This is a genomic window from Demequina lignilytica (genome assembly GCF_030418375.1).
Classification (GTDB): Bacteria; Actinomycetota; Actinomycetes; order Actinomycetales; family Demequinaceae; genus Demequina; species Demequina lignilytica.
In genome coordinates, this window is sequence record NZ_JAUHPZ010000001.1 from 709,124 (window position 1) to 735,255 (window position 26,132).

21 protein-coding genes are annotated in these 26,132 nt (G+C 72.9%); 5 read left to right on the plus strand and 16 right to left on the minus strand.

Going from position 1 to position 26,132, the window contains the following annotated elements; all coding sequences use genetic code 11:
* Positions 1 to 33: 33 nt before the first annotated feature.
* The 6 genes from QQX13_RS03205 to QQX13_RS03230 all read right to left on the minus strand — a co-directional run bounded on the left by QQX13_RS03205 (position 34) and on the right by QQX13_RS03230 (position 8,742).
* Entirely contained in the window at positions 34 to 2,784 is a 2,751-nt protein-coding gene (locus QQX13_RS03205) for a cation-translocating P-type ATPase (protein ID WP_301120119.1), read from the minus strand.
* 66 nt (positions 2,785 to 2,850) lie between these two features.
* Positions 2,851 to 3,966, minus strand: a complete 1,116-nt coding sequence (gene proB, locus QQX13_RS03210) for a glutamate 5-kinase (protein WP_301120118.1) — start codon at positions 3,964 to 3,966, stop codon at positions 2,851 to 2,853.
* A 34-nt stretch (positions 3,967 to 4,000) separates the two neighbouring features.
* Complete coding sequence (gene obgE / locus QQX13_RS03215) at positions 4,001 to 5,527, minus strand: GTPase ObgE (RefSeq protein WP_301120117.1); 1,527 nt, start codon at positions 5,525 to 5,527, stop codon at positions 4,001 to 4,003.
* Between the two features lie 113 nt (positions 5,528 to 5,640).
* Positions 5,641 to 5,892 (minus strand): 50S ribosomal protein L27, encoded by a 252-nt coding sequence (gene rpmA / locus QQX13_RS03220; RefSeq protein WP_301120116.1) that lies wholly within the window; start codon positions 5,890 to 5,892, stop codon positions 5,641 to 5,643.
* A gap of 15 nt (positions 5,893 to 5,907) precedes the next feature.
* Positions 5,908 to 6,216: a 50S ribosomal protein L21 gene (gene rplU / locus QQX13_RS03225; RefSeq protein WP_301120115.1), complete on the minus strand. Its 309-nt coding sequence runs from the start codon at positions 6,214 to 6,216 to the stop codon at positions 5,908 to 5,910.
* Between the two features lie 162 nt (positions 6,217 to 6,378).
* A complete protein-coding gene (locus QQX13_RS03230; protein ID WP_367305406.1) occupies positions 6,379 to 8,742 on the minus strand; it encodes an Rne/Rng family ribonuclease in 2,364 nt (787 codons plus the stop codon).
* A 452-nt stretch (positions 8,743 to 9,194) separates the two neighbouring features.
* On the opposite strand from QQX13_RS03230, the gene QQX13_RS03235 reads away from it, so the two are divergent.
* The 5 genes from QQX13_RS03235 to QQX13_RS03255 are packed head-to-tail and all read left to right on the plus strand — an operon-like array spanning position 9,195 to position 16,585.
* Positions 9,195 to 10,673, plus strand: a complete 1,479-nt coding sequence (locus tag QQX13_RS03235; RefSeq protein ID WP_301120111.1) for a cytochrome ubiquinol oxidase subunit I — start codon at positions 9,195 to 9,197, stop codon at positions 10,671 to 10,673.
* 13 nt (positions 10,674 to 10,686) lie between these two features.
* Complete coding sequence (gene cydB / locus QQX13_RS03240; RefSeq protein WP_301120109.1) at positions 10,687 to 11,706, plus strand: cytochrome d ubiquinol oxidase subunit II; 1,020 nt, start codon at positions 10,687 to 10,689, stop codon at positions 11,704 to 11,706.
* A 7-nt stretch (positions 11,707 to 11,713) separates the two neighbouring features.
* Entirely contained in the window at positions 11,714 to 13,312 is a 1,599-nt protein-coding gene (locus QQX13_RS03245; RefSeq protein WP_301120107.1) for an ABC transporter ATP-binding protein/permease, read from the plus strand.
* Positions 13,309 to 14,970, plus strand: coding sequence for a thiol reductant ABC exporter subunit CydC (gene cydC, locus QQX13_RS03250; protein ID WP_301120105.1), 1,662 nt, complete (start codon positions 13,309 to 13,311; stop codon positions 14,968 to 14,970). Before QQX13_RS03245 ends, cydC begins: the two co-directional genes overlap by 4 nt.
* Entirely contained in the window at positions 14,963 to 16,585 is a 1,623-nt protein-coding gene (locus QQX13_RS03255) for a GAF domain-containing sensor histidine kinase (RefSeq protein WP_301152484.1), read from the plus strand. Before cydC ends, QQX13_RS03255 begins: the two co-directional genes overlap by 8 nt.
* 18 nt (positions 16,586 to 16,603) lie before the next feature.
* Here QQX13_RS03255 and QQX13_RS03260 read toward each other — a convergent pair whose 3' ends face one another.
* The 10 genes from QQX13_RS03260 to QQX13_RS03305 all read right to left on the minus strand — a co-directional run bounded on the left by QQX13_RS03260 (position 16,604) and on the right by QQX13_RS03305 (position 25,999).
* Positions 16,604 to 17,221: a response regulator gene (locus QQX13_RS03260; RefSeq protein ID WP_301120101.1), complete on the minus strand. Its 618-nt coding sequence runs from the start codon at positions 17,219 to 17,221 to the stop codon at positions 16,604 to 16,606.
* Positions 17,222 to 17,242: 21 nt separating this feature from the next.
* Entirely contained in the window at positions 17,243 to 18,172 is a 930-nt protein-coding gene (gene mutM, locus QQX13_RS03265; RefSeq protein ID WP_301152486.1) for a bifunctional DNA-formamidopyrimidine glycosylase/DNA-(apurinic or apyrimidinic site) lyase, read from the minus strand.
* A gap of 60 nt (positions 18,173 to 18,232) precedes the next feature.
* Positions 18,233 to 18,931: a ribonuclease III gene (rnc, locus tag QQX13_RS03270; protein ID WP_301152488.1), complete on the minus strand. Its 699-nt coding sequence runs from the start codon at positions 18,929 to 18,931 to the stop codon at positions 18,233 to 18,235.
* Positions 18,932 to 18,962: 31 nt separating this feature from the next.
* Positions 18,963 to 19,157, minus strand: a complete 195-nt coding sequence (gene rpmF / locus QQX13_RS03275) for a 50S ribosomal protein L32 (protein WP_301120095.1) — start codon at positions 19,155 to 19,157, stop codon at positions 18,963 to 18,965.
* Positions 19,158 to 19,159: 2 nt separating this feature from the next.
* On the minus strand, positions 19,160 to 19,714 hold the full coding sequence (locus QQX13_RS03280) for a YceD family protein (RefSeq protein WP_301120093.1): 555 nt from the start codon (positions 19,712 to 19,714) through the stop codon (positions 19,160 to 19,162).
* Between the two features lie 127 nt (positions 19,715 to 19,841).
* Positions 19,842 to 20,318, minus strand: a complete 477-nt coding sequence (gene coaD, locus QQX13_RS03285) for a pantetheine-phosphate adenylyltransferase (RefSeq protein ID WP_301120091.1) — start codon at positions 20,316 to 20,318, stop codon at positions 19,842 to 19,844.
* Positions 20,315 to 20,908, minus strand: coding sequence for a 16S rRNA (guanine(966)-N(2))-methyltransferase RsmD (gene rsmD, locus QQX13_RS03290; RefSeq protein WP_301152489.1), 594 nt, complete (start codon positions 20,906 to 20,908; stop codon positions 20,315 to 20,317). Before rsmD ends, coaD begins: the two co-directional genes overlap by 4 nt.
* Before the next feature lie 4 nt (positions 20,909 to 20,912).
* Positions 20,913 to 22,166, minus strand: coding sequence for an AGE family epimerase/isomerase (locus tag QQX13_RS03295; RefSeq protein WP_301120087.1), 1,254 nt, complete (start codon positions 22,164 to 22,166; stop codon positions 20,913 to 20,915).
* Positions 22,167 to 22,262: 96 nt separating this feature from the next.
* Positions 22,263 to 24,488 carry an ATP-dependent DNA helicase RecG gene (locus QQX13_RS03300; RefSeq protein WP_301152491.1) on the minus strand — a complete coding sequence of 742 codons (2,226 nt, stop codon included), beginning with the start codon at positions 24,486 to 24,488 and terminating at the stop codon, positions 22,263 to 22,265.
* Positions 24,485 to 25,999 (minus strand): DAK2 domain-containing protein, encoded by a 1,515-nt coding sequence (locus QQX13_RS03305; RefSeq protein WP_301152492.1) that lies wholly within the window; start codon positions 25,997 to 25,999, stop codon positions 24,485 to 24,487. Before QQX13_RS03305 ends, QQX13_RS03300 begins: the two co-directional genes overlap by 4 nt.
* Between the last annotated feature and the right edge of the window lie 133 nt (positions 26,000 to 26,132).

Below are 26,132 nucleotides of genomic sequence, written 5' to 3' on the forward strand. Positions count from 1 at the left end.
TGCCCAGGCTGGGGTGGCACCATCCGGCGCGGTTCAGCGGGCGCGCCGGGGCGCGACCGCCTCCGCGACCGTGGGGGTCGGGACGACCTCCCGGCGTCGACGGATCGCCATGTCGCCCTCGATGACCGCCATGACCGCCCCGACCAGCAGCAGGCACGCGATCCACTCGAGACCGGTGAGCGGCGAGAGCACCATCCATCCGGCGAGGAAGGGCAGCTCCGTCGCGAGGATCACGAACCCGACGGGCCAGAGCAGCAGCCGCACGCCTCGGCCCCACGGGGCCCTGAGCCCGGTCTCGGGATCGCGCCTGAGCTGGAGGCCCGTGGTGAGCGTGCCGAGCGCGACCACCACGAAGGCCATCGTCATCGGCTGCGACGCCTCGTCGGGCGACAGCTCGTCGCTGCCGACGATCAGCGGCACCGACGCGGCCACGAAGAGCGCGCCGCCGTAGATGAGCCAGCGCACCACGTTCGCACGCGAGGCGACTCCCGCCGCGGGATCGCGGGGCGGGCGCTGCATCAGCCCAGGCGCCGAGGGCTCCAGGAGGATCACCACGACCGCGAAGCCCGCGGCGGCGAAGTTGAGCACGAGGACCTGGACGGGTGTCAGCGCGACGCCCTCGTTGAGGTTCACGAGGCTCGCCATCAGGAACAGCAGCACCAGCGCGATGAGCTGGGAGAGCTGGAAGGTGATGTAGGCCGCGATCTTGCCGTAGACGACCCGACCCAGGTGGACCGCGTGGACGAGCGTCGCGAAGTTGTCGTCGGTGAGCACCAGCTTCGCGGCCTGCTTGGTGACCTCGGAGCCGGAGCCCATCGCCACGCCGATGTCCGCCTGCTTGATCGCGGCCGCGTCGTTCACGGCGTCGCCGGTCATGGCGACCACCTCGCCGCGCGCCTGGAGCCGCTGGACCAGCCGGAGCTTGTCCTGCGGGGTCACGCGCCCGAACACGGACAGCCGGTCGAGCCGGGCGTCGACCTCGGCGTCGCTCAGCGCGGCGAACTCCGCCCCGGACATCCCCTCACCCGGCAGGTCGAGCTCACGACCGATCGCGGTCGCCGTCACCACGTGGTCGCCGGTGATCATCCGGACGTCGATCCCGGCGGCGTGCGCCTCATCGACCGCGACCTTCGCCTCGGGCCGCAGCGGGTCGACGATGCCGACGACCCCGACGAACCCGAGCTCGCTCACCGCGGCCATCGGGTCGGCGATCACCGCGTCCTCCTCGGCGACGTCGTACACGCGCAGCGCAAGCGCCAGCGTGCGCAGCCCCTGCGACGACCGGTGCTCGATCTCGTCCGTCACGGCGTCCGCCACCTCGTCGATCGGGACGGTGTCGCGGTTCGCCAGGAACGCCCGGGCCGAGCGAGAGAGCAGCACGTCGGGAGCGCCCTTGACGACGCCGATGAGCCGCCGCTCACCCTGCCACTGCACGTGATGGAACGTCGCCATGAACTTGTAGTCGGAGTCGAACGGCACCTCCGCCTCGCGCGGGAACCGCCGGTGCACCTCGGGCACGTCGACGCCGAGCTTCTCCGCGAGCACGACGAACGCGGCCTCGGTGGGGTCGCCGACGACCACCCCGTCGGCGCTCACCGTCGCGTCGTTCGGCAGGGCGAGCGCGTAGGCGATCGGGGCGCCCAGCGGCACCTCGTCACCCTGCGACCGTCGCACGCGGCCGTCGAAGGAGTACCCGGCGCCGTCGACGGTGAAGGTCTCGCCCCCGACCCACACGCTGCGCGCCATCATCTCGTTCATGGTGAGCGTGCCGGTCTTGTCCGAGCAGATCGCGCTGGTCGCGCCCAGCGTCTCGACGTCGTTGAGCGACGCGACCACGGCCTTCGCCTCCGCGAGCCGCGAGGCGCCCCACGAGAGCATCATCTGCACGTAGGTCGGCAGACCCGTCGGGATGGCGGAGATCGCGACGGCGGTGCCGAGGAACATGAGGTCCGCGAAGGACTGCCCGCGGCCGATGCCGATGAGGACGATCACCGCGACCGCCCCCCACGCCACCAGGCCCATCACGCGGGTCAGGGAGCCGAGCTCGCGCTGGAGCGGCGACGGCACGCGCTCGACGTCGGCGAGCATCGTGGCGATCGCGCCCATCTCCGTCGACATGCCGGTGGCCACGACGAGCGCCGTGGCGGTGCCGCGGGTGACCGAGGTGTTCTGGAAGAGCATCGACGCACGGTCGCCGAGCGCGGTGGCGGGATCCGCGAGCGCGGCGGCGGACTTCTCGATCGGCGCGCTCTCCCCGGTGAGCGCGGCCTCCTGGGTCTCGAGGGCCGAGGCGCGGACGATGCGGGCGTCGGCGGGCACGATGTCCCCGGCCTCGAGCTCGATCACGTCGCCGGGCACCAGCTCCGGTGCGGGAACCGCGGTCACGGCACCGTCGCGACGCACGCGCACCTGAGGCACCTGCATCGTCGCGAGCGCGTCGACGCTGGCCTGGGCCTTGCGCTCCTGGCTCGCGCCCGACAGCACGTTGAACACGACCAGCAGCCCGACCATGATGGCGGTGGAGACCTGCCCGATCGCCGCCGAGATGGCCGTGACCGCCACGAGCATGAGGTTCATGGGGTCGGCCAGCTGGCGCAGCGCCAGCTGCCAGAATGTCGCGGCCTTCGCCGCGGTGAGCTCGTTGCGCCCGTGGGACGCGAGCCTCGAGGCGGCCTCGGAGGCGCTCAACCCGTCGAGGGAGGCGTCGAGACGCGCCGCGGCGTCCGCGGGTTCGAGCGTCCACCACGGCGTCACGGCGCCGGTCGTCGGTCCATCAGCACTCATAGCAGGCCCCTTGCGTCGCTCTCCCCCGCTGTCGAGTCTAGACAGACGCAGGTGGGCGCGCGCGGGCTACAGCACGACGAGGTGATCGATGTGGATGAGCTCGCGCGCGTACGCGTCGCCGAGCACCTCGCCGAGCGCCTCCGTGCTGAGGCCCTTCATGCGGTCGGCCTCCTCCGAGGAGAAGCCCGCGAAGCCGCGCGCGACGAGCGCGCCGTCGGGACCGAGCAGGTCGACCGGCTCCCCCGCCTCGAAGTCGCCGCGGATCTCGACCACGCCGGCGGCGAGCAGCGACGCCTGCCGCCCGCGCAAGGCGCGCACGGCGCCCGAGTCGAGCACGATCCCGCCGCGGGTCTTCGCCGCGTCGGCGAGCCACTGCAGGCGGGTCGTCTCCGCCTTGCCGGTGGGCAGGAACACCGTGCCGACGTCGTCACCCGCGACCGCGCGCGCGGCGTCGGTGGCCGCGGCGAGCACCGCCGTGACGCCGGAGTTGGTGGCGAGCGAGGCCGCCTCGATCTTGGTGATCATCCCGCCGGTGCCCACGGCGGAGCCGCGCCGCGAGATGTCGATCCCCTGGAGATCCTCGGGGCTGCGCACCTCCGCGATGCGACGCGCGCCGGGCGAGTCCGGGGCCGCGGTGTACAGCGCGTCGACGTCCGTGAGCAGGACCAGCGCGTCGGCGCGCACCGCGGTCGCCACCAGCGCGGCGAGCCGGTCGTTGTCGCCGAACCGGATCTCGTCCGTCGCGACCGTGTCGTTCTCGTTGATGATCGGCACCACGCCCAGCCCGAGCAGCGACTCGAGCGCGCGGCGGGCGTTGCCGTAGTGGGCGCGCCGCACCATGTCGTCGGCGGTGAGCAGCACCTGCCCGACCGTGAGTCCGTACCGCGCGAACGCGACCGTGTACGCGTGGATGAGCTTGCCCTGCCCGACGGAGGCCGCGGCCTGCTGCAGCTCGAGGTTGGTGGGCCGGGCCTCGAGGCCGAGCGGGCCGATGCCCGCGGCGATCGAGCCGGACGTCACCAGGAGCACCTCGCGCCCCTGCGTCCGGATGTCGCCGAGCGCGTCGACCAGCGCGCCCAGGCGCACCTCGTCCAGCGTGCCGTCGGACCCGGTCAGCGACGACGACCCGACCTTGACGACGATGCGCCGTGCCTGCGCCACGCTCGCGCGCGCCTCGCTCACCTGACCTCCTGGGGGACGTATGCCTGGGAGAAGGCTACTCGTCGTCCTCGGCCGGATCGGTCCAGTGGCCGGCGTCGCGCTCGGTCCACAGCTCCTCGCGTGCGGCGGCGCGCCCGTCCATCTTCTCCTTGAACTGCTCGCGCTTCTCGGCGCGGGTGGCGCGCTGGGTGCGCTCGTGCTGCTCGATGCGGAGGTCGGAGCCGCGCTGTCCGAGAAGCTCGGCGCCCGCCATCATGGTGGGCTCCCAGTCGAAGACGATGCCACCCTGACGCGGGCCGATCACCACCTCGCAGCCGGGCGTCGCGCCCGCCTTGAAAAGCGCCTCCTCGACCCCCGCCTTGGCGAGGCGGTCGGCCAGGTAGCCCACGGCCTCGTCGTTGGCGAAGTTGGTCTGCTTCACCCAGCGCTCGACCTTGGTGCCGCGCACCTGGTAGTAGTCCTCGGCACCGTCGCGGACGTGCGTCACGGTGAAGCCCGACTCGTCGACGGCCCGGGGGCGCAGCACGATCGGCGCGGCCTCCAGCACAGGCGCCTTCGCGCGCTCCTCGGACACCATCGCGGCGAGCGCGAATCCGAGCTCGCGGAGGCCCTCGTGGCTCACGGCGCTGACCTCGAAGATCGGCATCCCGGTCTCCTCGAGCTCGGGACGCACGATCGCGGCGAGGTCGCGGCCGTCCGGCACGTCGATCTTGTTGAGGATGATGATCTGCGGGCGCTCGGCGAGCGGCACGCCGCTGATCGCCTCGTCGCCGGTGTAGGCGCGCAGCTCCTTCGAGATCACCTCGAGGTCGCGGATGGGGTCGCGATCGCTCTCGAGGGTCGCCGTGTCGAGCACGTGCGCGATCACCGAGCAGCGCTCGATGTGACGCAGGAAGTCGTGGCCGAGACCGCGCCCCTCGGACGCCCCCTCGATCAGCCCGGGCACATCGGCGATGGTGAACTTGGTGCCGCCGGACTCGACCACGCCCAGGTTCGGCACCAGCGTGGTGAACGGATAGTCCGCGATCTTGGGGCGCACGCGGCTCATCGCAGCGATCAGCGAGGACTTGCCCGCGCTCGGGTAGCCCACGAGCGCCACGTCGGCGATCGACTTGAGCTCGAGGACGACCGAGGCCTCGTCACCCGGCTCGCCCAGCAGCGCGAAGCCGGGGGCCTTGCGCTTCTGCGTGGCGAGGGCGGCGTTGCCGAGCCCCCCGCGGCCGCCCGCGGCGATCACGTACTCGGCACCGTCGCCGACCAGGTCGGCCAGGAACTCGCCGTCGCGCGACTTCACGATGGTGCCGTTGGGAACGCCCAGGCGCAGGTCGGCGGCGTTGGCGCCGTGACGCATGTCGCCGGCGCCCTGCTTGCCGTTCTCCGCCGTCCGGTGGGGGGCGTGGTGGTAGTCGAGCAGCGTGGTGACCTGAGGATCGACCACCAGGATGACCGAGCCGCCCCGGCCGCCGTTGCCGCCGTCGGGTCCGCCGAGCGGCTTGAACTTCTCGCGGTGCACGGAGGCGACGCCGTGGCCGCCGTTGCCCGCGGTGACGTGCAGCGTCACGCGGTCCACGAACGTGGCCATGGGTCCTCCTGTGGTCGATCCGGCGGGACGATGCGCATCGTCCCTAGCCTAGAAACACGTCAGGGGCGCCGCCTGTCGGCGCGCCCCTGACGAGAAGTTGCGTGGTCGAGTGCTTACGCCTCGACGATGTCGACGACCTTGCGGCCGCGACGCTGCGCGAACTGCACGGTGCCGGCGACGAGCGCGAAGAGCGTGTCGTCCTTGCCGCGGCCCACGTTGTGGCCCGGGTGGTGGTGGGTGCCGCGCTGGCGGACGATGATCTCGCCGGCGTTGACGGCCTGGCCGCCGAAGCGCTTCACGCCCAGGTACTGGGGGTTCGAGTCGCGGCCGTTGCGCGAGGAGCTCGCGCCCTTCTTGTGTGCCATGAGTGTCTCCTCGCCTTACTTGATGCCGGTGACCTTGAGGCGCGTGAGGTCCTGACGGTGACCCATGCGCTTCCGGTAGCCAGTCTTGTTCTTGTACTTGAGGATGGTGATCTTCGGGCCGCGCTCGTCGCGCACGACCTCGGCGGTCACCTTGACCTTGGCCAGCGACTTCGCGTCGGAGGTCACCTTCTCACCGTCGACGAGCAGCAGCGGAGCCAGCTCGACGGTCGCCCCGGTCTCCGCCTGGAGACGGTCGACCACGACGATGTCGCCGACGGAGACCTTCTCCTGGCGGCCACCGGCCTTCACAATCGCGTACACCATGATCTATTCCTCGTGAAACTCGTTGTTCGATCCCGAGCGGGATCGGATTTCCTGCCGCAGCCGCTCCCGTCGAGGGCGCTGGCAGGGCATTGGCGCGCGGCGCGCCGACGTACAAATGTACCCGCTCTGACGGCGTCCGGTCAAACCAGACGCGCCCGACGGCTACTGCTCCTCGGAGTCCTCGGCCACGGGGGCGTCGGCGGGCTCGTCGGAGCGGTCCGGCAGCACCACCGGCACCTCGAGCTCGACCCGGTCCTCGGCCCCCGGCAGGGGCTCGGAGCCGGGCTCGTCCTCGTGGTGGTGGGCCTTCTCCGCGGCCGCGGCGATGGACGCGAGCGTGGCCTTGACGGCGGCCCGCGCCTCCTCGCGGTCGTCGAGCGCGTGCGTCTCGCCCTGGATGGGCGCGTGCACGTGCGCGTCGTTCTTCGGCTCGGGCTGCTGCTGCGGCTTGGCCTGCTGCTGCTGGCCCTTGCCCTGCTGCCCCCCGCGGGAGCCGCGCGAGCGCCTCGCCTCGGGCTGCTTCTCGGTCGCCTCCGCCACGGGCTCGCCGTGCACCAGGAAGCCGCGGCCCTTGCAGTGCTCGCAGGTCTCGGAGAACGCCTCGACCAGGCCCTGGCCCACGCGCTTGCGCGTCATCTGCACCAGGCCCAGCGAGGTCACCTCGGCGACCTGGTGCTTGGTGCGGTCGCGGCCCAGGCACTCGATGAGGCGGCGCAGCACGCGATCGCGGTTCGCCTCGAGCAGCATGTCGACGAAGTCGATGACGATGATGCCGCCGATGTCGCGCAGCCGCAGCTGGCGCACGATCTCCTCGGCCGCCTCGAGGTTGTTGAGCGTCATCGTCTCCTCGAGCGTGCCGCCCTTGCCGACGAACTTGCCCGTGTTGACGTCGATGACCGTCATCGCCTCGGTGCGGTCGATCACGAGGGACCCGCCGGAGGGCAGCCAGACCTTGCGGTCCATGCCCTTGGCGAGCTGCTCGTCGATCCGGGCCTCGGCGAACACGTCGCGGTCACCGGTGAACCGGTGGAGACGCTGCGCGAGGTCCGGGGCGACCTGGCCGACGTACATCGACAGCGAGTTCCACGTGTCCTCGCCCTGGATGGTCAGCGAGTCGAAGTCCTCGTTGAAGATGTCGCGCACCACGCGGATCGCCATGTCGGGCTCGCCGCGCAGCAGCTTGGGCGCCTTGGCGTTGCCGGTCGACTCGTCGAGGATGGTCTGCCACTGGCGCTTGAGGCGCTCGACGTCCGCGCGCAGCTCCTCCTCCGAGGCGCCCTCCGCGGCGGTGCGGACGATCACGCCGGCGTCCGACGGGATCACCTCGCGCAGCAGCTTCTTGAGGCGGTTGCGCTCCGTGTCGGGGAGCTTGCGGGAGATGCCGGTGACGCCGCCGCCGGGCACGTAGACCAGGAAGCGGCCCGCCAGCGAGATCTGCGACGTGACGCGTGCGCCCTTGTGTCCGATCGGGTCCTTGGTGACCTGCACCATGACCTGGTCGCCGGGCTTGAGCGCGAGCTCGATGCGCTTGGCCTTGCCCTCGAGCCCGGCGGCGTCCCAGTTCACCTCGCCGGCGTAGAGCACGGCGTTGCGGCCGCGGCCGATGTCGACGAACGCGGCCTCCATGCCGGGCAGCACGTTCTGCACGCGGCCCAGGTAGACGTTGCCGGCCATCGACTGCTGGGCCTGGTGCGACACGTAGTGCTCGACCAGCACGTCGTCCTCGAGCACGGCGATCTGGACGCGGGAGTCCTTCTCCCGGACCACCATCGAGCGCTTGACGGACTCGCGGCGCGCGAGGAACTCGGCCTCGGAGATCACCGGGCGGCGGCGCTGACCGTCGCGGGAGTCGCGGCGGCGCTGGCGCTTGGCCTGCAGGCGCGTCGAGCCCTGGAGCTGGTCGTCGGACGATGCGGAGGAGCCACCGGAGGACGAGCGCGATCCGCGGCTGCGGCTGCGGCGACGGCGACGCGAGCCGCCCTCGCCGGACTCGTCGCCGTCGGCGGAGTCGTCGCCCTCGGCGTCGGAGCCCTGGTCGGGCTGGTCGGAGCCCTCGGACTCGTCCTGCTGCTCGGTCTCGCCCGACTCGTCGGCGGGCTTCTTCTTGCCGCGCCCTCGGCCGCCGCGGCGGCGCCGGCGGCGGGGACCGCCCTCGCCCGAGTCGTCGCCATCCGCAGAGCCGTCGCCCTGCTCGCCATCGGCGGAGGCAGCGTCCGTGGCGTCCTGGTCGGCGGCGGGGGCCTCGGCGGCCGGCGCCGCGTCCGCGGCCTGGGTCTTCTTCTTGCCGCTCGAGCGCTTGCGCTTCGGCTTCGCGGGAGCGTCGTCTGCCTCGCCCTGCTCCTTCGCGTCCTTCGCCGGCGCGGACGCCGGGGGCGCGAACGGCGACTCGGTGGGGGCCGCCGCGGAAGCGGGCGGGCCGGCCGGCGCGGAGGCGCGACGCGAGCGCTGGGGCTCGGGCGCCTGGAAGATCGGGGCGGTGACCGACGGTGCGGCGGTCTCGGGTGCGGTGGTGCTGTCCTCGCTCACGCGGGTACCTCGAATCGAGACCGCCCACACGCGGTCCCGACCTCATCGTCGTTCGCGGCTCGTGGCCACGGAAGTCTGCTGGTCACGGCGGGCGGCGGCGATCTCGAGCGCCCATCCCCGATATCGCCGCGGAGGGCGGTAGCCCTGCGGGATCCGGCGGGACTGGCTGCTGCGCAGTCGCTGCGTCTGCCGAGTGGTTTGACCCCCGGTGTGGCTGGAGGTCTGACCTGAGGGACATTGTGTCACATGCCGCCCCGCCGACACGTCAGGCGAGGCACGCCGCGCGCCGCGCGGACCGGTCCGGGCCACGCGCGGGGGCCTGATCAGGCATGACGGTGATACCCCAGGTGGTTTACCCGAACGTGACCCCGTCCGGGACCTACGTCCCGGTGCGTTTTTCGGGCACCCCGGGTAGTTTTCTGGCATACCTTGACACAGGAAGGTCCCCACCTATGGAAGCGCTGGAGCTTGCCCGCTGGCAGTTCGGCATCACGACCGTCTACCACTTCGTCCTCGTCCCGCTGACGATCGGCCTCTCGATCCTGGTCGCGATCATGCAGACGGCATGGGTGCGCACCGGCAAGGAGAAGTGGCTGCGGCTCACCAAGTTCTACGGGAAGCTGCTGCTGATCAACTTCGCGCTCGGCGTCGCGACCGGAATCGTGCAGGAGTTCCAGTTCGGCATGAACTGGTCCGAGTACTCGCGGTTCGTCGGCGACATCTTCGGCGCCCCGCTCGCCATGGAGGCGCTGCTCGCCTTCTTCCTGGAGTCCACCTTCCTGGGCCTATGGATCTTCGGCTGGGACCGCCTGCCCAAGAAGCTCCACCTGCTGACCGTGTGGCTGTTCTCGATCGGCACCGTGCTGTCCGCGTACTTCATCATCGCGGCGAACTCGTGGATGCAGCACCCCGTCGGGGCGGAGTACAACCCCGAGACCGGCCGCGCCGAGATGAACGACATCCTCGCCGTCCTCACCAACAACACCACCCTGGTGGCCTTCCCGCACGTGATCGCGACGGCCTTCCTGGTCGCGGGCACCTTCGTGGGCGGCATCGCGGTGTTCTGGATGGTGAAGACCGCTCGGAAGGACAAGGACTCGGCGGACCTGCCGATGTACCGCACCGCGGCCCGGTTCGGCGCGCTGGTGATGATCATCTCCGGCATCGCCGTGATCGTCACCGGCGACGTGCAGGCCAAGCTCATGTTCGAGCAGCAGCCGATCAAGATGGCGGCCGCCGAGGCGCTGTGCGAGACCGAGCAGCCCGCGCAGTTCTCCCTGCTGACCATCGGCAACCTCGCGGGCGACGACTGCTCCTCGGTGTCGCACATCCTGACCGTCCCGGGCCTCACGTCGTACCTCGCGACGGGCGACTGGAACGCGGAGGTCACCGGTCTCGACGAGCTCCAGGAGACCTACGCCGAGCGCTACGGCGCGACGGACACCGAGGGCAACGAGATCAGCTACCAGCCGAACCTCGCCGTGACCTACTGGTCGTTCCGCCTGATGATCGGCCTCGCGGCGTTCTCCGCGGCGCTCGCCCTCGGCATCCTCTGGTTCACGCGCAAGAAGGCCTCGGGCATGCCGGGCTGGATGAAGACGCTCGCGATCGTCTCGCTGCCGATGCCGTACCTGGCGGCCAGCTTCGGCTGGATCTTCACCGAGATGGGCCGCCAGCCGTTCGTGGTCGCGCCCAACCCGACCGGATCGGACCAGGTGTTCCTCCTGACCCAGTACGGCTACTCGAGCTCGGTGAGCGCCGGCGAGGTCATCACCTCGCTCGTGATCTTCACGGTCGTGTACGCGATCCTCGGGGTCTTCTGGTTCCGACTCATCCAGCGCTACGCCGTCGAGGGCGCGCCGCAGGTCGAGGAGCCCACCGTCCAGTCCGACGACGACGACGCGGCCAAGCCGATGTCGTTCGCGTACTAAGGAGTCCCCGCTCATGGATCTCGCACTCGTCTGGTTCATCCTCATCGCGGTCCTGTGGACCGGCTACCTGGTGCTCGAGGGCTTCGACTTCGGCGTCGGCATGCTCATGCCGATCATCGGCAAGTCCAACAAGGGGCGCCGCGTGGTGCTCAACACCATCGGCCCCGTGTGGGACGGCAACGAGGTGTGGCTGCTCACCGCGGGCGGCGCGACCTTCGCGGCGTTCCCCGAGTGGTACGCCACCATGTTCTCCGGCTTCTACCTGCCGCTGTTCCTGATCCTGCTCGCGCTGATCGTGCGCGCTGTCGCGATCGAGTACCGCGGCAAGATCAACGACGAGACGTGGCGCACGCGCTGGGACTGGGCGATCATCATCACCGCCTGGATCCCCGCGGTCCTGTGGGGCGTGGCGTTCTCGAACATCGTCCGCGGCGTGCCGCTCGATGAGAACCACCAGTTCGTCGGGAACTTCTTCACATTCCTCAACCCGTTCGCGCTGCTCGGCGGCGTGGTCACGCTGCTGCTGTTCCTCTCGCACGGCGCGATCTTCCTGTCGCTCAAGACCGACGGCGAGATCCGTGCGCGGGCCGAGGCCTTCGCCAAGAAGATCTCGCTCGCATCGCTCGCCGCGGCCGCGGTGTGGGCGATCTGGCTGCAGCTCGCCTTCTCCGTGGCGTGGACCTGGGCCGCCGTGGTGGTCGCCGCGCTCGGCCTCGCCGGCGCCTGGTACTCGTCGCTGCAGGGACGCTTCGGCTGGGCGTTCATCGCGAACGCCGTCGCGATCGTCGGCGCCGTGGCGCTGATCTTCGGCTCGCTCTACCCGGACGTGCTGCCCGACATCGACGGGGTCAACTCCCTCACGGTCGACAACGCGTCGTCCACCGACTACACGCTGACCGTGATGACGTGGGTCGCGGCGATCATGACCCCGATCGTCCTCGCCTACCAGGCGTGGACCTACTGGGTGTTCCGCCGCCGCCTGTCGATGGAGCACATCCCGGAGCACTCCGAGCTGACGTTCTCGAAGAGCTGACCGCTTGATGCGTCCCCTCGATCCGCGTCTCATCCGTCGGATCGGCCCGGCCCGCCGTTACATCCTGGTGACGGCGGGCCTGGGCTTTCTGACGGCCCTGCTCATCCTGGTCCAGGCCCTGCTCATCGCGCGGCTGCTGGCCCCGGTCCTCTCCCCCGCCCCGCTGTCCGACGACGGCCTGCGGTGGTGGGGCTGGCTGGTTGCCGAGCCCGCGCGCGAGCTCGCGGTCGGGCTCGCGTGGCTGGGGGCGGTGGTCGCCGCGCGCACCGCGGTCGCCTGGCTGCAGGAGCGCCTCGCGCATCGCGCCGGCGTCCGCGTCATCTCCGAGATGCGCGAGATGGTCGTCGCCCACGTCGCCGGGCTCGGGCCCCGCTGGAACGCGAGCGGGCGCACCGCCGACGTCGTGACGCTCGTGACCCGCGGGCTCGACGACCTCCTGCCCTACTTCGTGCGCTACCTGCCCCAGCTCGCCCTGGCGGTCACGGTGACCCCGGTGATGATCGTCGTCGTGCTCGGCCTCGACTGGCTCTCGGCGGTCATCGTCGTCGCGACGCTGCCGCTGGTCCCGCTGTTCATGGTCCTGGTCGGCCTGCTCACCCGCGAGCGCAGCGCCCGGCACCTCGAGGCGATGCAGCGGCTCGGCACGCGCACCCTCGACCTGATCGAGGGCATCCCCACCCTCAAGGCGCTCGGGCGCGAGCGCGGGCCGGCGGAGCGCGTGCGCCGCCTCGGTGACGCCCAGCGCAAGGCGACCATGGGGTCGCTGCGCATCGCCTTCCTGTCGGGCATGGTGCTCGAGCTGCTCACCACCCTCGCGGTCGCGATCGTCGCCGTGACCATGGGCTTCCGGCTCATCCACGGCGACATCGGCGTCGAGACGGCGCTCGCCGTGCTGGTGCTCGCGCCCGAGGTCTACCTCCCGGTGCGCAACGTCGGCACGCACTTCCACGCCTCCGCGGACGGCCTGGCCGCCGCCGACGCGGCCTTCGCGCTCGTGGACGACGCCGACCCGGCGGGCGCCCGTCGCTCGCTCGGCGCCGCTCCCGCGCTCACCGGGGCCACCGTCCGCGTGAGCTCACTCGACGTGCTCACCCCCGACGGCGCCCGGCTCGCGCCCGCTCGCCTCACCTTCGAGGCCAGGCCCGGCAAGGTGACCGCGCTGCGCGGCCCCAACGGCGAGGGCAAGTCGACGGCCCTGCTCGCGATCACCGGGCTGCTGCGCCCGGACGGCGGCACGGTCGCCGTCGGCGGGGTCGACGTGCTGACGGACGATGCGGCCGTCGAGCTCAACGGGTGGCTGGCGCAGGTCGCGTGGGTCCCGCAGCGGCCGGACCTCGGCGTCGAGGGCCGCACGCTGTCGCTGGGGATGCGTCAGCGGGTGGCGCTCTCCCGTGCGTTCGACTCGGGCCGTCCGCTCGTGCTGCTCGACGAGCCGACCGCGCACCTCGACCGGGGCGCGCGAGCCGAGGTGATCGACCGGATCCGTGCGTTGGCCGACCGCGGCGCCACGGTCGTGGTCGCGACCCACGAGGACGAGGTCCTGGCGGCGGCGGACGCGGTGGTCGACGTCGTCGGCGCCGCGGTCGCCTCGGAGGAGGCGTCATGAGCGCGCCCGCGCCTCGGCCCGTGTCCGACGGGGCGGCGCTGCGTGCGGCGCTGCGCGACACCGGCGTGCGGCCCTGGCCCGTCATCCGTGCGACGCTCGCGGGCACCATGGCGCTCGGCTCGGCGGTCGGACTGGCCGCGGTCGCCGCCTGGCTGATCGCGCGCGCCGCCCAGATGCCCTCGCCCGCGGACGTCGCGCTCGCCGCGACCACGGTGCGCTTCTTCGGCATCTCCCGGGGTCTGTTCCGCTACCTCGAGCGGCTGGCGTCGCACGACACCGCGCTGCGCGGCGTGGTCACGCTGCGCGAGCGCGCGTACGCCCGGCTCGCCGGCGCCTCGGCGGACCGGGTGCTCGGGCTGCGCCGCGGCGACATCGTGGCCCGCATGGGGGCGGACCTCGACGCCGTGGGCGACGCCGTGGTCCGCGCGATCATCCCGCTCGGCGTCGCCGTCACGGTGTCCGCGATCTCGGTCGGGATCGTCACGGCGATCCTGCCGCTCGCCGGCCTGGTGCTCGCCGCCTGCATCCTCCTCGCGGGGATCGTGCCCGCGGTGCTGACGGCACGCTCCGCCCGGATCGCGGCTCGGGTCGGCACCAGCGCGCGCGCCGAGGTCTCGGCCGCGGCGCTGTCCGCGATGGACGGCGCCGTCGAGCACCGCGTGTGGGGCACGAGCGCGGCCGCCGCCGAGGAGCTGCGGACCGCCGATCGCGAGGCCGAGCGCGCCGAGGAGCTGGCCGCCCGTCCGACCGCCTGGGCCGCCGGCGCGCAGGCGCTGTTCTCCGGTCTCGCGCTGGTCGGGCTGGTCGCGCTCGGCGTGCTGGCGGTCCGCTCGGGCGACGTCGACGGCCCGTGGGCCGCCGTGGTCGCCCTGCTGCCGCTCGCCGCCTTCGAGGCGGTGGGCGCCGTCCCGACCGCCGTCATGCAGCTCTACCGGTCGGCGGCCGCCGCCCGACGCCTCGCCGAGCTCGAGACCCCCGCCGACGCCGCGGCGATCCGCCCGGAGGAGGCCTCGCCCGCATCGTCCACCCCGACGCTGGTGCTCGACGGGCTGAGCGCCGCCTGGCCGGGCATGGCTCCCACCCGGCCGGTGAGCGCCACGGTGCCGCCGGGCGGCGTGCTCGCGGTCGTGGGCCGGTCCGGCATCGGCAAGACCACGCTGCTCACGACTCTCGCGGGGGCGCTCCCGCCGGTCGGCGGCGCGGTGCGGCTCGACGGTGACCCGGTCGGGCCCGCGGACACCGGTGCGGTGGTCGCGATGACCGCGGAGGACGCCCACGTGTTCGGGACCACCGTGCTCGAGAACCTCCGCGTCGCCCGCGGCGACGTGTCCACGGACGAGGCGTGGGAGGCGCTCGAGCTCGTCGGCCTCGCCGGATGGGTGCGGGGCCTGCCGGACGGCCTCGACACCGAGCTCGGCAGCGGCGGCCGCACCGTCTCCGGCGGCGAGCGACGTCGCCTGCTGCTCGCCCGGGCGGCGCTCGCCCCGGCACCCGTGCACCTGATCGACGAGCCGGCCGAGCACCTGGACGAGTCCGGCGCGGCCGCGCTGCGCGCCATGGTCGCGAGGATGCGTGCGGAAGGCCGTAGCGTGGTCATCGTGACCCACGACCTCGGTCTGCTCGACGTGGCCGATACGGTGGTGTCCCTCGATGACTGACCTCACCCCGAAGGACGGACCCGTGGCCGACGCCCTGACCGAGGCGATCGTCTCCCTCAACGCCCAGCTGGACCTCGCGCACACGCTCGACATGTTCCTCACGGCCTCGACCGAGCACACGGGCGCGAAGTTCGCCGCGATCAACGTGCTGGACGACGACGGCAAGAGCGTCGAGTTCCACTTCCGCGGCATGCCCGAGGGCGTGTGGGCCAGCATCGGTCGTGCCCCGAACGCGGTGGGCGTGCTCGGGCAGATCCCCGCGGAGGGATCGCTCGTGCTCGAGGACCTGACGATGCACCCCGCCTTCCGCGGCATGCCCAAGGATCACCCGCCCATGGGCTCCTTCCTCGGCACGGCGCTCAAGGTGCGCGGGTCGGTGTTCGGCTACCTCTACCTCGCGAGCAAGGAGGGCGGCTTCACCGAGCGCGACGAGCACGTGGTCGAGGCGCTCGCCGCCGCCGCGTCCGTCGCGATCGACAACGCCCAGCTGTACGAGCAGGCGCTGCATCGCGAGAACTGGCTCAAGGCGTCCCAGAACATCACGACCGCGCTGCTGGCGGACCCCGGCGACGAGGAGGTCTTCGAGACCATCGTCGAGGCCGCGAAGGACCTGTCCAACGCGCAGCACGCGGCGCTGGTGCTGCCGGGCGTCGACGGCTCGTGGACCATGGAGATCACGTCGGGACCGCGCTTCGCGGAGCTGCTGGGGCTCCAGCTCCCGCCCAAGGGCATGGCGGTCAACGCGATCGAGACCGGCAAGGGCGTCATCTCGGCGGAGCCGCCCGGAGCGATCGTGCTCGACGTGGTCCAGTCCTTCGGCCCGACCATGTACGCGCCGCTCCGTGCGGAGCGGCGGACGGTCGGCCTGCTGATGCTGTGGCGCGACCGCGGCGCGGCGGTCTTCTCCCCCGACGACCTGGCGATCGCGCAGCGGTTCGCCAACCAGGCCGCCATGGCGCTGTCCGTCGCCGAGCTCTCCCACGTCAAGAACATGACCTCGATGCTCGAGGAGCGGCAGCGGCTGGCGGACGACCTGCACGACTTCGTGTCGCAGGAGCTGTTCGCGACCGCGATGCAGATCGAGTCGATCGCCGACGAGTGCCCCGACGCCCTGCGCGACCGGCTGCTGCGCACGCTCGACCACGTCAAGCGGGCCCAGCGCGAGGTGCGCGGCGTGATGGGATCGCTCTCCGGCCAGCGCACCTCGGAGCCCATCTCCGAGCGCATCCGCCGCGAGATCGTGCTCGCGCAGGACTCCCTGGGGTTCGCGCCGCGCGTGCAGGTCGACTGGGCGGAGGTGTCGCACGCCATCGCGGGCGACCCGACCCTCTCCGACGACGTGGTGGCGGTGGTGCGCGAGATGCTCTCGAACGTGGCGCGGCACGCGCGCGCGACGGCGGTGACGATGTCGCTGTCCGGCGCGGACGGCAGGCTCGCGGTCCAGGTCACGGACGACGGCATCGGCCCGGGCGGCGCCACGAACCGTCACTCCGGGACCTCGAACCTGGCGAATCGTGCGCTGCGGCGCAACGGCACGTTCACGCTGGCGCCGTCGCGTCCCGGCGCCGAGCGTCCCGGGACCGTCGCCGAGTGGAACGTGGAGGCGCAGGGCTAGGAGCCGGCGCCGTCCGCGTCAGCCGCGGAAGGAGTGCGCGCGCTTGGCGGTCGCCCACGCGACCACCTGGGTGCGGCGCTGGAGGCCCATCTTCGCGAGCACGCTGGTGACGTGGTTCTTCACGGTCTTCTCCGCGATCCCGAGCTTCTCCGCGATCTCGCGGTTCGCCAGCCCGGCGCCCACCAGGTCGAGCACCCGGCGCTCCATCGGGGTGAGGCGGGCGACCACGTCGTCCTCGTGTACCGAGATGTGCTGCCCGTGCTCACGGCCGGACGCGGCGTCGCGGACCGCCTGCAGGATCTCGTTGGGCCCGGCGGTCTTGGCGAGGAAGACGTCGGCGCCGGCGCTGCGGGCCGCCGCGCGGGCCTCGTCGTCGTCGTAGCTGGTCAGCACGACGATGCGCGTATCGGGCAGCTTGCCGCGCACGTGGCCGATCACGTCGAGGCCGGTGCCGTCGGGCAGGCGCAGGTCGGAGAGGATCACCTGCGGGCGCACGGCCTCGGCGCGGCGCACGGCCTGCGCGACGGTGGACGCCTCGGCGACCACGGCGATGCCGTCGGCACGCTCGAGGATGTCGCAGATGCCACGGCGGACGACCTCATGGTCGTCGAGGACCAGCACGGTGATGTCAGACATGACTCCGATGGTAGCGCGGTCCTAGGACCCGGGACCCTTGCGACGCGCGCTCCAGCGGCGCTGACAGCGCGCGCACCAGTGCGTGGAGCGGCCGCCGATGGTCTCGCGGCGCAGCGGCGTCCCGCATCGCGAGCACGGCTCGCCCGCCCTCCCGTAGGCCTCGAGCGAGCGCGAGAAGTACCCGGACTCGCCGTTCACGTTGACGTAGAGCGCGTCGAAGCTGGTGCCACCCTGGGACAGCGCCCGCTCCATGACGGCGCGCGCGGCTGCGACCAGCGCGCGCGCCTGGGCGGGTGTCACCGCCTCCGCGGGCCGCTCCGGATGGACCCGGGCGAGCCACAGCGCCTCGTCCGCGTAGATGTTGCCGATCCCGCTCACGACCGTCTGGTCGAGAAGCACCTGCTTGATGCCGCGCCGTCCGCGGCGCAGCGCCCGGGCGACCGCCGCATCGTCCGACTCCGGGTCGAGGACGTCCCGGCCGATGTGCGCGACGGAGGCGGGCAGCAGAGGCAGCGGGGTGCCCTGGCCGGCGGGCCTCCCGTCGCCGGTGGGCACCAGCGGCTCCACGTGCAGGTATCCGAAGGTGCGCTGGTCGAGGAAGTCGAGGGTGAGAGAGGGGTCGCCGAGGGTCAGCCGCGCGCGGCAGTGGCGATGCGGCGCGGGCGCGTCGGCGTGGACGCGGAACTGCCCGGACATCCCCAGGTGGGCGGACAGCGCGAGGAGCGGGGAGCCGTCGCCCGCGTCCGGGGCGAGCTCGGCCCACAGGAACTTGCCGCGGCGCGCGAGCCGCGACAGCCGCAGCCCGGTGATCTCGGCGGCCATCTCCGCCGCCCCGCCGGGGAGCAGCCGGACGCACGAGTCGCGGTAGATCTCGACGCCGTCGATGCGGGCGCCCGTGACCAGGCCCGCGAGGCCCCGGCGGACGGTCTCGACCTCAGGCAGCTCGGGCATGGCTCGAATCGGTCGCGCGCGGTGTCGGCGCGGAGGGGACGATGCGCGGCACGGCGCGGCTCAGGGGCTCGCAGTGACCGCGGCGTAGGCCTGGGACGCGGCCTCCTGCTCGGCGTGCTTCTTGGCCGTGCCGGTGCCGGTTCCGCACGGTTCGCCGCCGACCAGGACGGTGGCGGTGAAGCGACGCGCATGGTCGGGGCCCTCGCCGACGACGTCGTAGACGGGGCTGCCGAGGCCGCGCTCGGCGCAGGCCTCCTGCAATGAGGTCTTCCAGTCGAGCGCGACGCCCGACTGTGCCGCGGCCTCGAGGCTGGGGCCGACCAAACGCAGCACCACCTCGCGCGAGACCTCGATCCCGTGCGTGAGGTAGATCGCGCCCAGGATCGCCTCGAACGCGTCGCAGAGGATCGAGTCCTTGTCGTGGCCACCGGTCGTGCGCTCGCCCTTGCCCAGCAGGATGCAGGGGCCGAGCTCGATCTGGCGGGCGACCTCGGCCAGGGCGCGCTGGGACACGCACGCGGCGCGCATCTTGGCGAGCTCGCCCTCGGGCAGGTCGGGGTGCGCGTGGTACAGCCGGTCGGTGACCACCACGCCCAGCACGGAGTCGCCCAGGAACTCCAGCCGCTCGTTGGTCGGGAGGCCGCCGGCCTCGTAGGCGAACGACCGGTGCGTGAGCGCAAGAATCAGCAGGTCGGGGTCCACCTGGACTCCCAACCTGCTGATCAGGGCATCAGCGTGCTGCTGCCCCGCGAACGTCATGCGCCCACCTCACGCCTCACGGCGGAGGCGCTCAGGCCTCGTGCTCGGTGCGCAGCGCCTCGGCGTACTGGCGACCGTTGTAGGCGCCGCACGACGGGCACGCGGTGTGCTGAAGCTTCTCAGCCTTGCACTGCGGGCACGTCGAAAGGTTGGCAGCGGTCGTCTTCCACTGCGAGCGACGTGCACGCGTGTTGCTGCGCGACATCTTGCGCTTGGGAACAGCCACGGCTAACTCTCTTTCTCGTCGATCAAGCTCTGGAGTGCGGACCATCGGGGATCCAGCACCTCGTGCGTGTGGTCCGGGTCGTCCGCGAGCCGTGCGCCGCATTGGTCGCACAGCCCCGGGCAGTCCGGGCCGCACAGGGGCGTGAACGGGAGGTTCGTCACCACCGCGTCCCGCACCAGTTCCTCGAGATCGAGGCTCTCGCCATCGAACTCGAAGACGTCCTCCGAGGTCTCGTCCTCGTCGTCACGCCGCACGTCGGGGTACTCGAACAGTCCCTGCAGAGGAGCGGCAACATCCTGCCGCACCTCGTCGAGGCATCGTCCGCACTCCCCCGTCGCCGTCGCGTTGACGGTTCCGGAGACCCAGATGCCCTCCTGCACGGACTCGAAGCTCAGGTCGAGCGTCACGTCCGTGCCGACGGGCACACCGATCACGTCGGTGCCGAGGACCGCAGGGGCCGGGAACGTCTCGGAGACGAGCCGCTGCGCACCAGGACGCCGCACGATGTCACGCGCAGAGAACTGGAACGGCGATGCGGCGGGGCGTGAAGTGTGCACCACACGCGCCTCCAAGTTCGCTTCCGGTCCGCAAGGACCTCGGCCCGCACCCGAACGGCAGGGCCAGCGCACTATCGTACGGGATCCGGGCCGATTCGGCCAACCCGCGCGGCGACGGCGCCGGTGCTCAGGGACGCAGGGCCTCGTCGACCGCCTCGACCACGCCGTCCGGCACGTAGCGGCCGATCGGGCCGCCGTGCCGGGCGACGTCCCTCACCAGGGACGATGCGACGTGGCTGAGGGCGTTGTCGCCCGTGATGAAGACGGTCTCGATGCCGGTGAGGGAGCGGTTCATGAGCGCCATGGGGCGCTCGTAGTCGTAGTCCGTGCCGCCGCGCAGGCCCTTGACGATCACGGTCGCGCCCGCCTGCTTGCAGAAGTCGACCAGCAGACCGTCGACCGGCACCACCTCGACCCCGTCGATCGGTCCGACCGCGCGGCGCGCGAGCGCGACGCGCGTCTCGAGGTCCAGCAGCGGGGTCTTGGTCGAGTTGTGGGCCACGGCGACGATGACGTGGGAGAAGACGGCGCGGGCGCGCGTCGCGATGTCGACGTGCCCCCACGTCACCGGATCGAACGTGCCCGGGAAGACTGCGGTGGTCATGCCTCGACGCTACCTCCTCCGGCGGACACGTCGGGACCGCCGGCACGCGGCACCGCGTAACGCACGGTGGTCTCCCCGTAGGCCTTCGCGGCGACCTCCTCGAGGGCCCACGGCCAGGGGGCGTCGCCCGCCCGCGTGGACCACTCCAGGACCACGATCCCGTCGGCGTCGACCGCCTCGGCGACCCCCTCGAGCACCGCGGCGAGCTCGTCCCGCGCGATGTCGTAGGGGGGATCGAGGAGCACCACGTCCCACGGGCCCGCGGCGCGCCCCAGGAACGGCCTGACCCGCTCCTTCACCACCCGCGCGTCGGGTCCCGCCGCCAGGTCGCGGGCGTTGGCACGCAGCACGCTGACGGCGCGCGCGTCGGACTCGACCAGGGTCGCCTCGGACGCCCCCCGGCTCAGCGCCTCGAACGCGAGCGCCCCGGAGCCGGCGAAGAGGTCGAGCACGCGCGCCCCGCGCAGGTGGTCGCCGTGGTCGAGCCGGCTGAAGACGGCCTCGCGCACCCTGTCGGTGGTGGGCCTGGTGCCGCGCGGCGGCACGGCGAGCCTCCGGCCGCCCCAGCGGCCCGCGATGATCCTGGTCACGCCCTCAAGCGTAGGCGGGCTCGGCCGCGATGCGCCGCAGCACCTCCAGGCACGCACGCGCATTGTGGTACGGGCACTTCCACGGCCCCATCTTGAGGTCGCCGTCGTCGTCCGCCAGGGGCCGGTTCTGCGCATCGAGGCGGGCGAACCACTCGCCGTTCTCGCGGTCCACCACGTGAGTCTCGATGAAGTCCCAGGCACGGATCGCGGCCTTGCGGTCCTCCGGCCGCCCGCCGACCGCATAGGCGTTCAGCCAGCCGACCACGCCCTCCGCCTGCGGCCACCAGTGGCGGTCCGTGTCGGTCGGCCCGTCGACGGTGCCCGCGTACATGACGGCGCCGTCGCGGTCGACGCCGCGCTCGCGCACCGCCGCGGCAAGCCCGAGCGCGGCCTCGCGGGCCCCCCACTCGAGGTCCGGGTCCTCGATCCCGTGCTCGGTGAGCGCGGTCCACGCGTCCCACAGGAGCCACGACGCCTCGATGTCGTGCCCGTACGAGACGCCCGCGTCGCGACGCTCCCAGGACTCGTCGAAGTACAGGCCGCAGTGCGGGAAGGGCTCCTCGACCAGGATCGCCTCGAGCGTGGTCCGCAGCAGCGTCTCGAGCGACTCGCGCACCGCGGCGTCACCGCTGGCGCGGAGCAGCTCCGTGAGCGCCTCGAGCACGTGCAGGTTGGTGTTCATCGACTTGGGGACGTCGGGGTCACGCTCGGACAGCGCGGTCCGCTCGGTGGGCGTCCAGTCGCGCGCCAGCGCCTCGACGTAGCCGCCGTACTCGCGGTCGCGCGCGCTCGAGTCCAGCGCCGCCGCCAGCCACAGGGCACGGTCGAGCGCCGCCGCGTCCCCGGTGGTGCGCGCCCAGCGGGCGAGCCCGTAGACCGCGAAGGCCTGCGCGTACACCTGCTTGCGCGGGTCGACGACCGCGCCGTCCGCGCCCAGCGACCAGAAGACGCCTCCGTGGAGGCTGTCCCACATCGGGCCGGTCAGCGCGTCGTGCGCCTTCTGCCCGGTGGCCAGCAGGCGCTCGCGCTGCTCGGGCAGCGCCTCGGCCGCGGCGGCGAAGGTCCACAGGATGCGGGCGGCGAGCACGGCGTGACGCGGCAGCTCGTCGACGTACTCGAGGCGGCCGGTCACGCCCCCTCGCAGGGCGCCCTCGGCAGAGAAGGCGTGTGCCTCCCAGAACGGCAGGATGTCGGCGGCGAGCTCGCGCTGGGCCATCTGGCGCAGCGCGCGGAGCTGGAGGTCGTCACGGTCGAGCATGGCGTCCAATGTAACCGCTAACATTCCCGGCGGGGACATCGTTATGTCCCGGCGCGCCCGTGGGATTGATCACATCGTGCAGGGCCTGCATCGGCGTCATCCGCGGTCGAGGAACTTCTCCCGCTCCGGGTCCAGCATCTCCGCGATCGCGGCGGCGAGGGCCGGCTGGGCGGCGAGCTCGGGATCCTCCCGCACCAGGGAGGACGCCACGTCGCGCGCCTCCGAGATGATCGCGGCGTCGCGGACGGCGCGCAGCAGCCGAAGCGAGTTGCGCCCGCCCGACTGCGCCGCGCCGAGCACGTCTCCCTCGCGGCGCAGCTCCAGATCCTTCTCCGCGAGCTCGAACCCGTCGGTGGTCGCGGCCAGCGCGGCCAGCCGCTCGTGGGCGACGGTGCCCGGCTCCGCCGCCGACACGAGCAGGCAGAGGCTCGGCCGGTCGCCGCGGCCCACACGGCCGCGCAGCTGGTGGAGCTGGGAGATGCCGAAGTGCTGGGCGTCGAGGATCACCATCGCCGTCGCCGCCGGCACGTCGACGCCGACCTCGATCACGGTGGTGGCGACCAGGACGGGCGCCGCGCCGTCCGCGAAGGCGCGCATCGCGGAGTCCTTCTGGTCGGGCGACAGCCGTCCGTGCATCACCCCGATCCCGACCCCCGCGAGCGCGGGCACGCCGTGCAGCTCGGCCGCCACCTCGGCGACCGCCGCGAGCGGCGGGCGGGACGGCTCGTCGTCCCCGGCATCGTCCCGGTCCCCCGGGGCGTCCAACGGGACGTCCTCCGGCTCCTCCTCGGTGTCGCCGTCGATCCGGGGGCACACCACGTACGCGCGACCGCCCGCGTCGATCTCCTCGCGCACGCGGCCCCAGATCCGCTCGACCCAGGCGGCGTTGCCGGCCGGGACCACGTGGGTCACGGTCTCTCGACGCCCGGCGGGCCGCTCGCTCAGCACGGATGTCTCGAGGTCGCCGAAGACCGTCATCGCGACCGTGCGCGGGATGGGCGTCGCCGTCATGACCAGCGTGTGGGGCACACGCTCGCCCCGTGCGCGGAGCGCGTCGCGCTGCTCGACGCCGAAGCGGTGCTGCTCGTCGACGACCACCAGGCCCAGGTCCGCGAACTGGACGGTGTCGCCGAGCAGCGCGTGGGTGCCGACGACGATGCCGGCGGCGCCCGAGGCGGCCTCCGCGAGGGCCGCTCGACGCTCCTTCGACCCCTGCGAGCCGGTGAGCAGCGTCACCCGGGTCGCGCGATCCGTCGCGGTGAGCAGCCCGCCGTCGGCGAGCGGGCCGAGCAGGTCGCGCAGCGATCGGGCGTGCTGCGCGGCGAGCACCTCGGTGGGCGCCAGGAGCGCGGCCTGCCCGCCGGCGTCCACCACCTGCAGCATCGCGCGCAGCGCCACCACGGTCTTGCCGGCGCCCACGTCGCCCTGAAGGAGCCGCAGCATCGGCGTCGAGCGCTCGAGGTCCGCCGCGATCTCCTCGCCCACCGACCGCTGGCCCGCGGTGAGGGCGTACGGGAGCCTGGCGTCGAGCGCGTCGACCAGGCCGTCGGCGGCGCGCGGTCGCGGCACCGCGGCGAGCGCGTCATGGTCGGCCCGCCGTCGCGCGAGCGCGGTCTGCAGCACCAGCGCCTCCTCGAAGCGCAGGCGGTCGCGCCCGCGACGGTGGTCGGACTCCGTCTCGGGCGTGTGCACCAGGCGCAGCGCCTCGAGCAGCGTGGGCAGGCCGCGCGTCTCGCGCAGGTCCGCGGGGATCGGGTCGGGGACGTCCTGCTCCGTCAGCGGATCGAGCACGGCGCGCACGGCGCGCGCGATGCGCCAGGTGGGCACGGACGCGGCGGCCGGGTAGAGCGGGATCGGGCGGGACGCCTCGGCGATCGCCTGATCCTCATCCGCGGCGTCGACCCCGACGATCAGATAGTCGGGATGCGTGAGCTGGCGGCGGCCGCGGTAGTCGCCGACCGTCCCGGTGAACAGCCCGCGCCGCCCGGGGCGGAGCTTGTCCTCGTGCATGCGGAGCACGCCCGCCCGCTTGGCGAAGAACGTCAGCTGCAGCGAGTCGCGGCCGTCCGTCACGATCGCCTCCAGCATGGCGCCGCCCCGCGAGCGCATCTGCCGCACCGTCGCGGACCTGACCTGCGCCATCACGGTGACATGCTCGCCCAGCGCGAGGTCGCCCAGCGCTGTCAGCTCGCCGGGAGCGCCGTAGCGGCGCGGGTAGTGGCGGAGCAGGTCCCCCGAGGTGATGAGCCCCAGCTTCTCGAGCGAGCCGGCCGTGCGGGCGCCGAGCACCTTCGCGAGCGGTTCCGCGAGCAGGCCGGTCATCCCGGCGCCGCCTCCACCCCGATGAGGACGGGCGGCCACACCTGACCCCCGGCGTGGACGACGACCTCGGCCTCCGGGGCCCGCGCCTCGAGCGACAGCCGCGCGTGGTCGGCGACGCCCATCTCCACACCCCTGCCGAGGATGAGCGTCACGACGTCGGTGTCCCGGTCGACGATCCGGTCGAGATCATCGTCCAGGGCGTCGCCCGTGCTGTCCGCCACCGTGGTGGCGGCGACCGCCGCGCGCATGAGCGCGGCGACGTCCTCGCCGGGCGTGGCGAGGGCCGAGGCCGCGACGGCCGCGATCACGTGGGCCTCGTGCGACGCGTCGATCACCACCAGGCGCGGCCGTCCCTTCCTCGCCGCGAGGGCGCGCGCCGCGCCGAGCAGCTGCGCGTCTCCCGCGACCACGATCGCCTCGGCGCCCGAGGCGTCGCGCACCGCGCGGGCGAGGTCGCGCCTGCCGAGCGCTCCAGGGTCCGGGACCACGAGCACCACGGCGCCCGCGTCGGCGAGCGGCTCCGCGAGCCCGGGGCACACGGTGAGCGCGACCACCCCGGTGGCGGCGCGGTCGTTCCCGATGCTCATCGCGATCGAGCGGACCACGATCTGGTGGGCGTGGGTCTCGGCGGCGATGTCGACGGCGCGGTGCGGGTGGTCGGTGTGGACGTGGGCGTGGACCAGGCCGTGGCCCGCCGTCACGGTGACGGAGTCGCCGACCTGCTCCAGGCGCGCGATCAGCTGGGCGCGGAGGTCCTCGGCACGCTCGGCGACGAACATCACCTCGTAGGAGCCGCCGTGCTCCTGGCCATGGTCGAGGTGCCCCGGCTGAGCGGTACGCCGCCGACGGCCGGGCAGCTCCCACTTCACCTCGGGGAAGTCCTTCAGCGCGTCGGGCCCGGCGATGGTCTCCGCGAGCATCTCGAGCTGGAGCACGAGCGCCGCCGCACCGGCGTCGACCACCCCGGCCTCGCGCGCGCTCGGCAGCTTCTCGGGGGTCCGGGCCAGCTCGGCACGCGCCCCCTCGACGGCGGCGACGATCACCGCCTCGCGGGTGCCGCGCTCGGCGGCGACGTCGGTGGCCGACCGCGCCGCGGCGCGCGCCACCGTGAGGATCGTGCCCTCGACCGGGGTGCTGACCGCGGCGTAGGCGGCCTCGGCGGCGCGGGCGAGCGCCTGCGCGATGCCGTGCGAGTCGACCTCCTCCAGCCCGCCGCGGTCGTCGAGCACCCGGAGCAGCGCGCCCAGGTACTGGCTGACGATCACCCCGGAGTTGCCCCGCGCACCCATGAGCACGCCTCGCGCGAAGGCCGCGGCCACATCGCGGTGGGAGGCGTCCGCGGGCAGGCGCGCGATGGCGCGGCTGCCCTCCTGAAGCGTGAGGTAGACGTTGGTGCCGGTGTCCGAGTCGGCGACCGGGAACACGTTGATCGCGTCGAGCTCGCCGCGCGACGAATGCACGGCCTCGAGACCCGAGCGCAGCCAGCGGCGCAGGGCGTGCGCTTCGCTCACTGAACACCTCCGGTCGCGGGCCGGCGCAGCGGTGGCCGCCCGCGTACTATCGTGGCACGGCCCGCCGACACGGCGGGCACCCGGCGACGCCGCGAGGCCCCTCGCGCGCGCATTTGCCGGACCCGGGATGCGT

Excerpts from the sequence above, each read along its gene's own strand:
- QQX13_RS03205 (WP_301120119.1), bottom strand. The coding sequence starts at position 2,784 with ATGAGTGCTGATGGACCGACGACCGGCGCCGTGACGCCGTGGTGGACG.
- obgE (WP_301120117.1), bottom strand. The coding sequence starts at position 5,527 with ATGGCCACGTTCGTGGACCGCGTGACGCTGCACGTCACCGCGGGCAAC.
- rpmA (WP_301120116.1), bottom strand. The coding sequence starts at position 5,892 with ATGGCACACAAGAAGGGCGCGAGCTCCTCGCGCAACGGCCGCGACTCG.
- rplU (WP_301120115.1), bottom strand. The coding sequence starts at position 6,216 with ATGGTGTACGCGATTGTGAAGGCCGGTGGCCGCCAGGAGAAGGTCTCC.
- QQX13_RS03235 (WP_301120111.1), top strand. The coding sequence starts at position 9,195 with ATGGAAGCGCTGGAGCTTGCCCGCTGGCAGTTCGGCATCACGACCGTC.
- cydB (WP_301120109.1), top strand. The coding sequence starts at position 10,687 with ATGGATCTCGCACTCGTCTGGTTCATCCTCATCGCGGTCCTGTGGACC.
- QQX13_RS03245 (WP_301120107.1), top strand. The coding sequence starts at position 11,714 with ATGCGTCCCCTCGATCCGCGTCTCATCCGTCGGATCGGCCCGGCCCGC.
- cydC (WP_301120105.1), top strand. The coding sequence starts at position 13,309 with ATGAGCGCGCCCGCGCCTCGGCCCGTGTCCGACGGGGCGGCGCTGCGT.
- QQX13_RS03255 (WP_301152484.1), top strand. The coding sequence starts at position 14,963 with ATGACTGACCTCACCCCGAAGGACGGACCCGTGGCCGACGCCCTGACC.
- QQX13_RS03260 (WP_301120101.1), bottom strand. The coding sequence starts at position 17,221 with ATGTCTGACATCACCGTGCTGGTCCTCGACGACCATGAGGTCGTCCGC.
- mutM (WP_301152486.1), bottom strand. The coding sequence starts at position 18,172 with ATGCCCGAGCTGCCTGAGGTCGAGACCGTCCGCCGGGGCCTCGCGGGC.
- rnc (WP_301152488.1), bottom strand. The coding sequence starts at position 18,931 with ATGACGTTCGCGGGGCAGCAGCACGCTGATGCCCTGATCAGCAGGTTG.
- coaD (WP_301120091.1), bottom strand. The coding sequence starts at position 20,318 with ATGACCACCGCAGTCTTCCCGGGCACGTTCGATCCGGTGACGTGGGGG.
- QQX13_RS03295 (WP_301120087.1), bottom strand. The coding sequence starts at position 22,166 with ATGCTCGACCGTGACGACCTCCAGCTCCGCGCGCTGCGCCAGATGGCC.
- QQX13_RS03300 (WP_301152491.1), bottom strand. The coding sequence starts at position 24,488 with ATGACCGGCCTGCTCGCGGAACCGCTCGCGAAGGTGCTCGGCGCCCGC.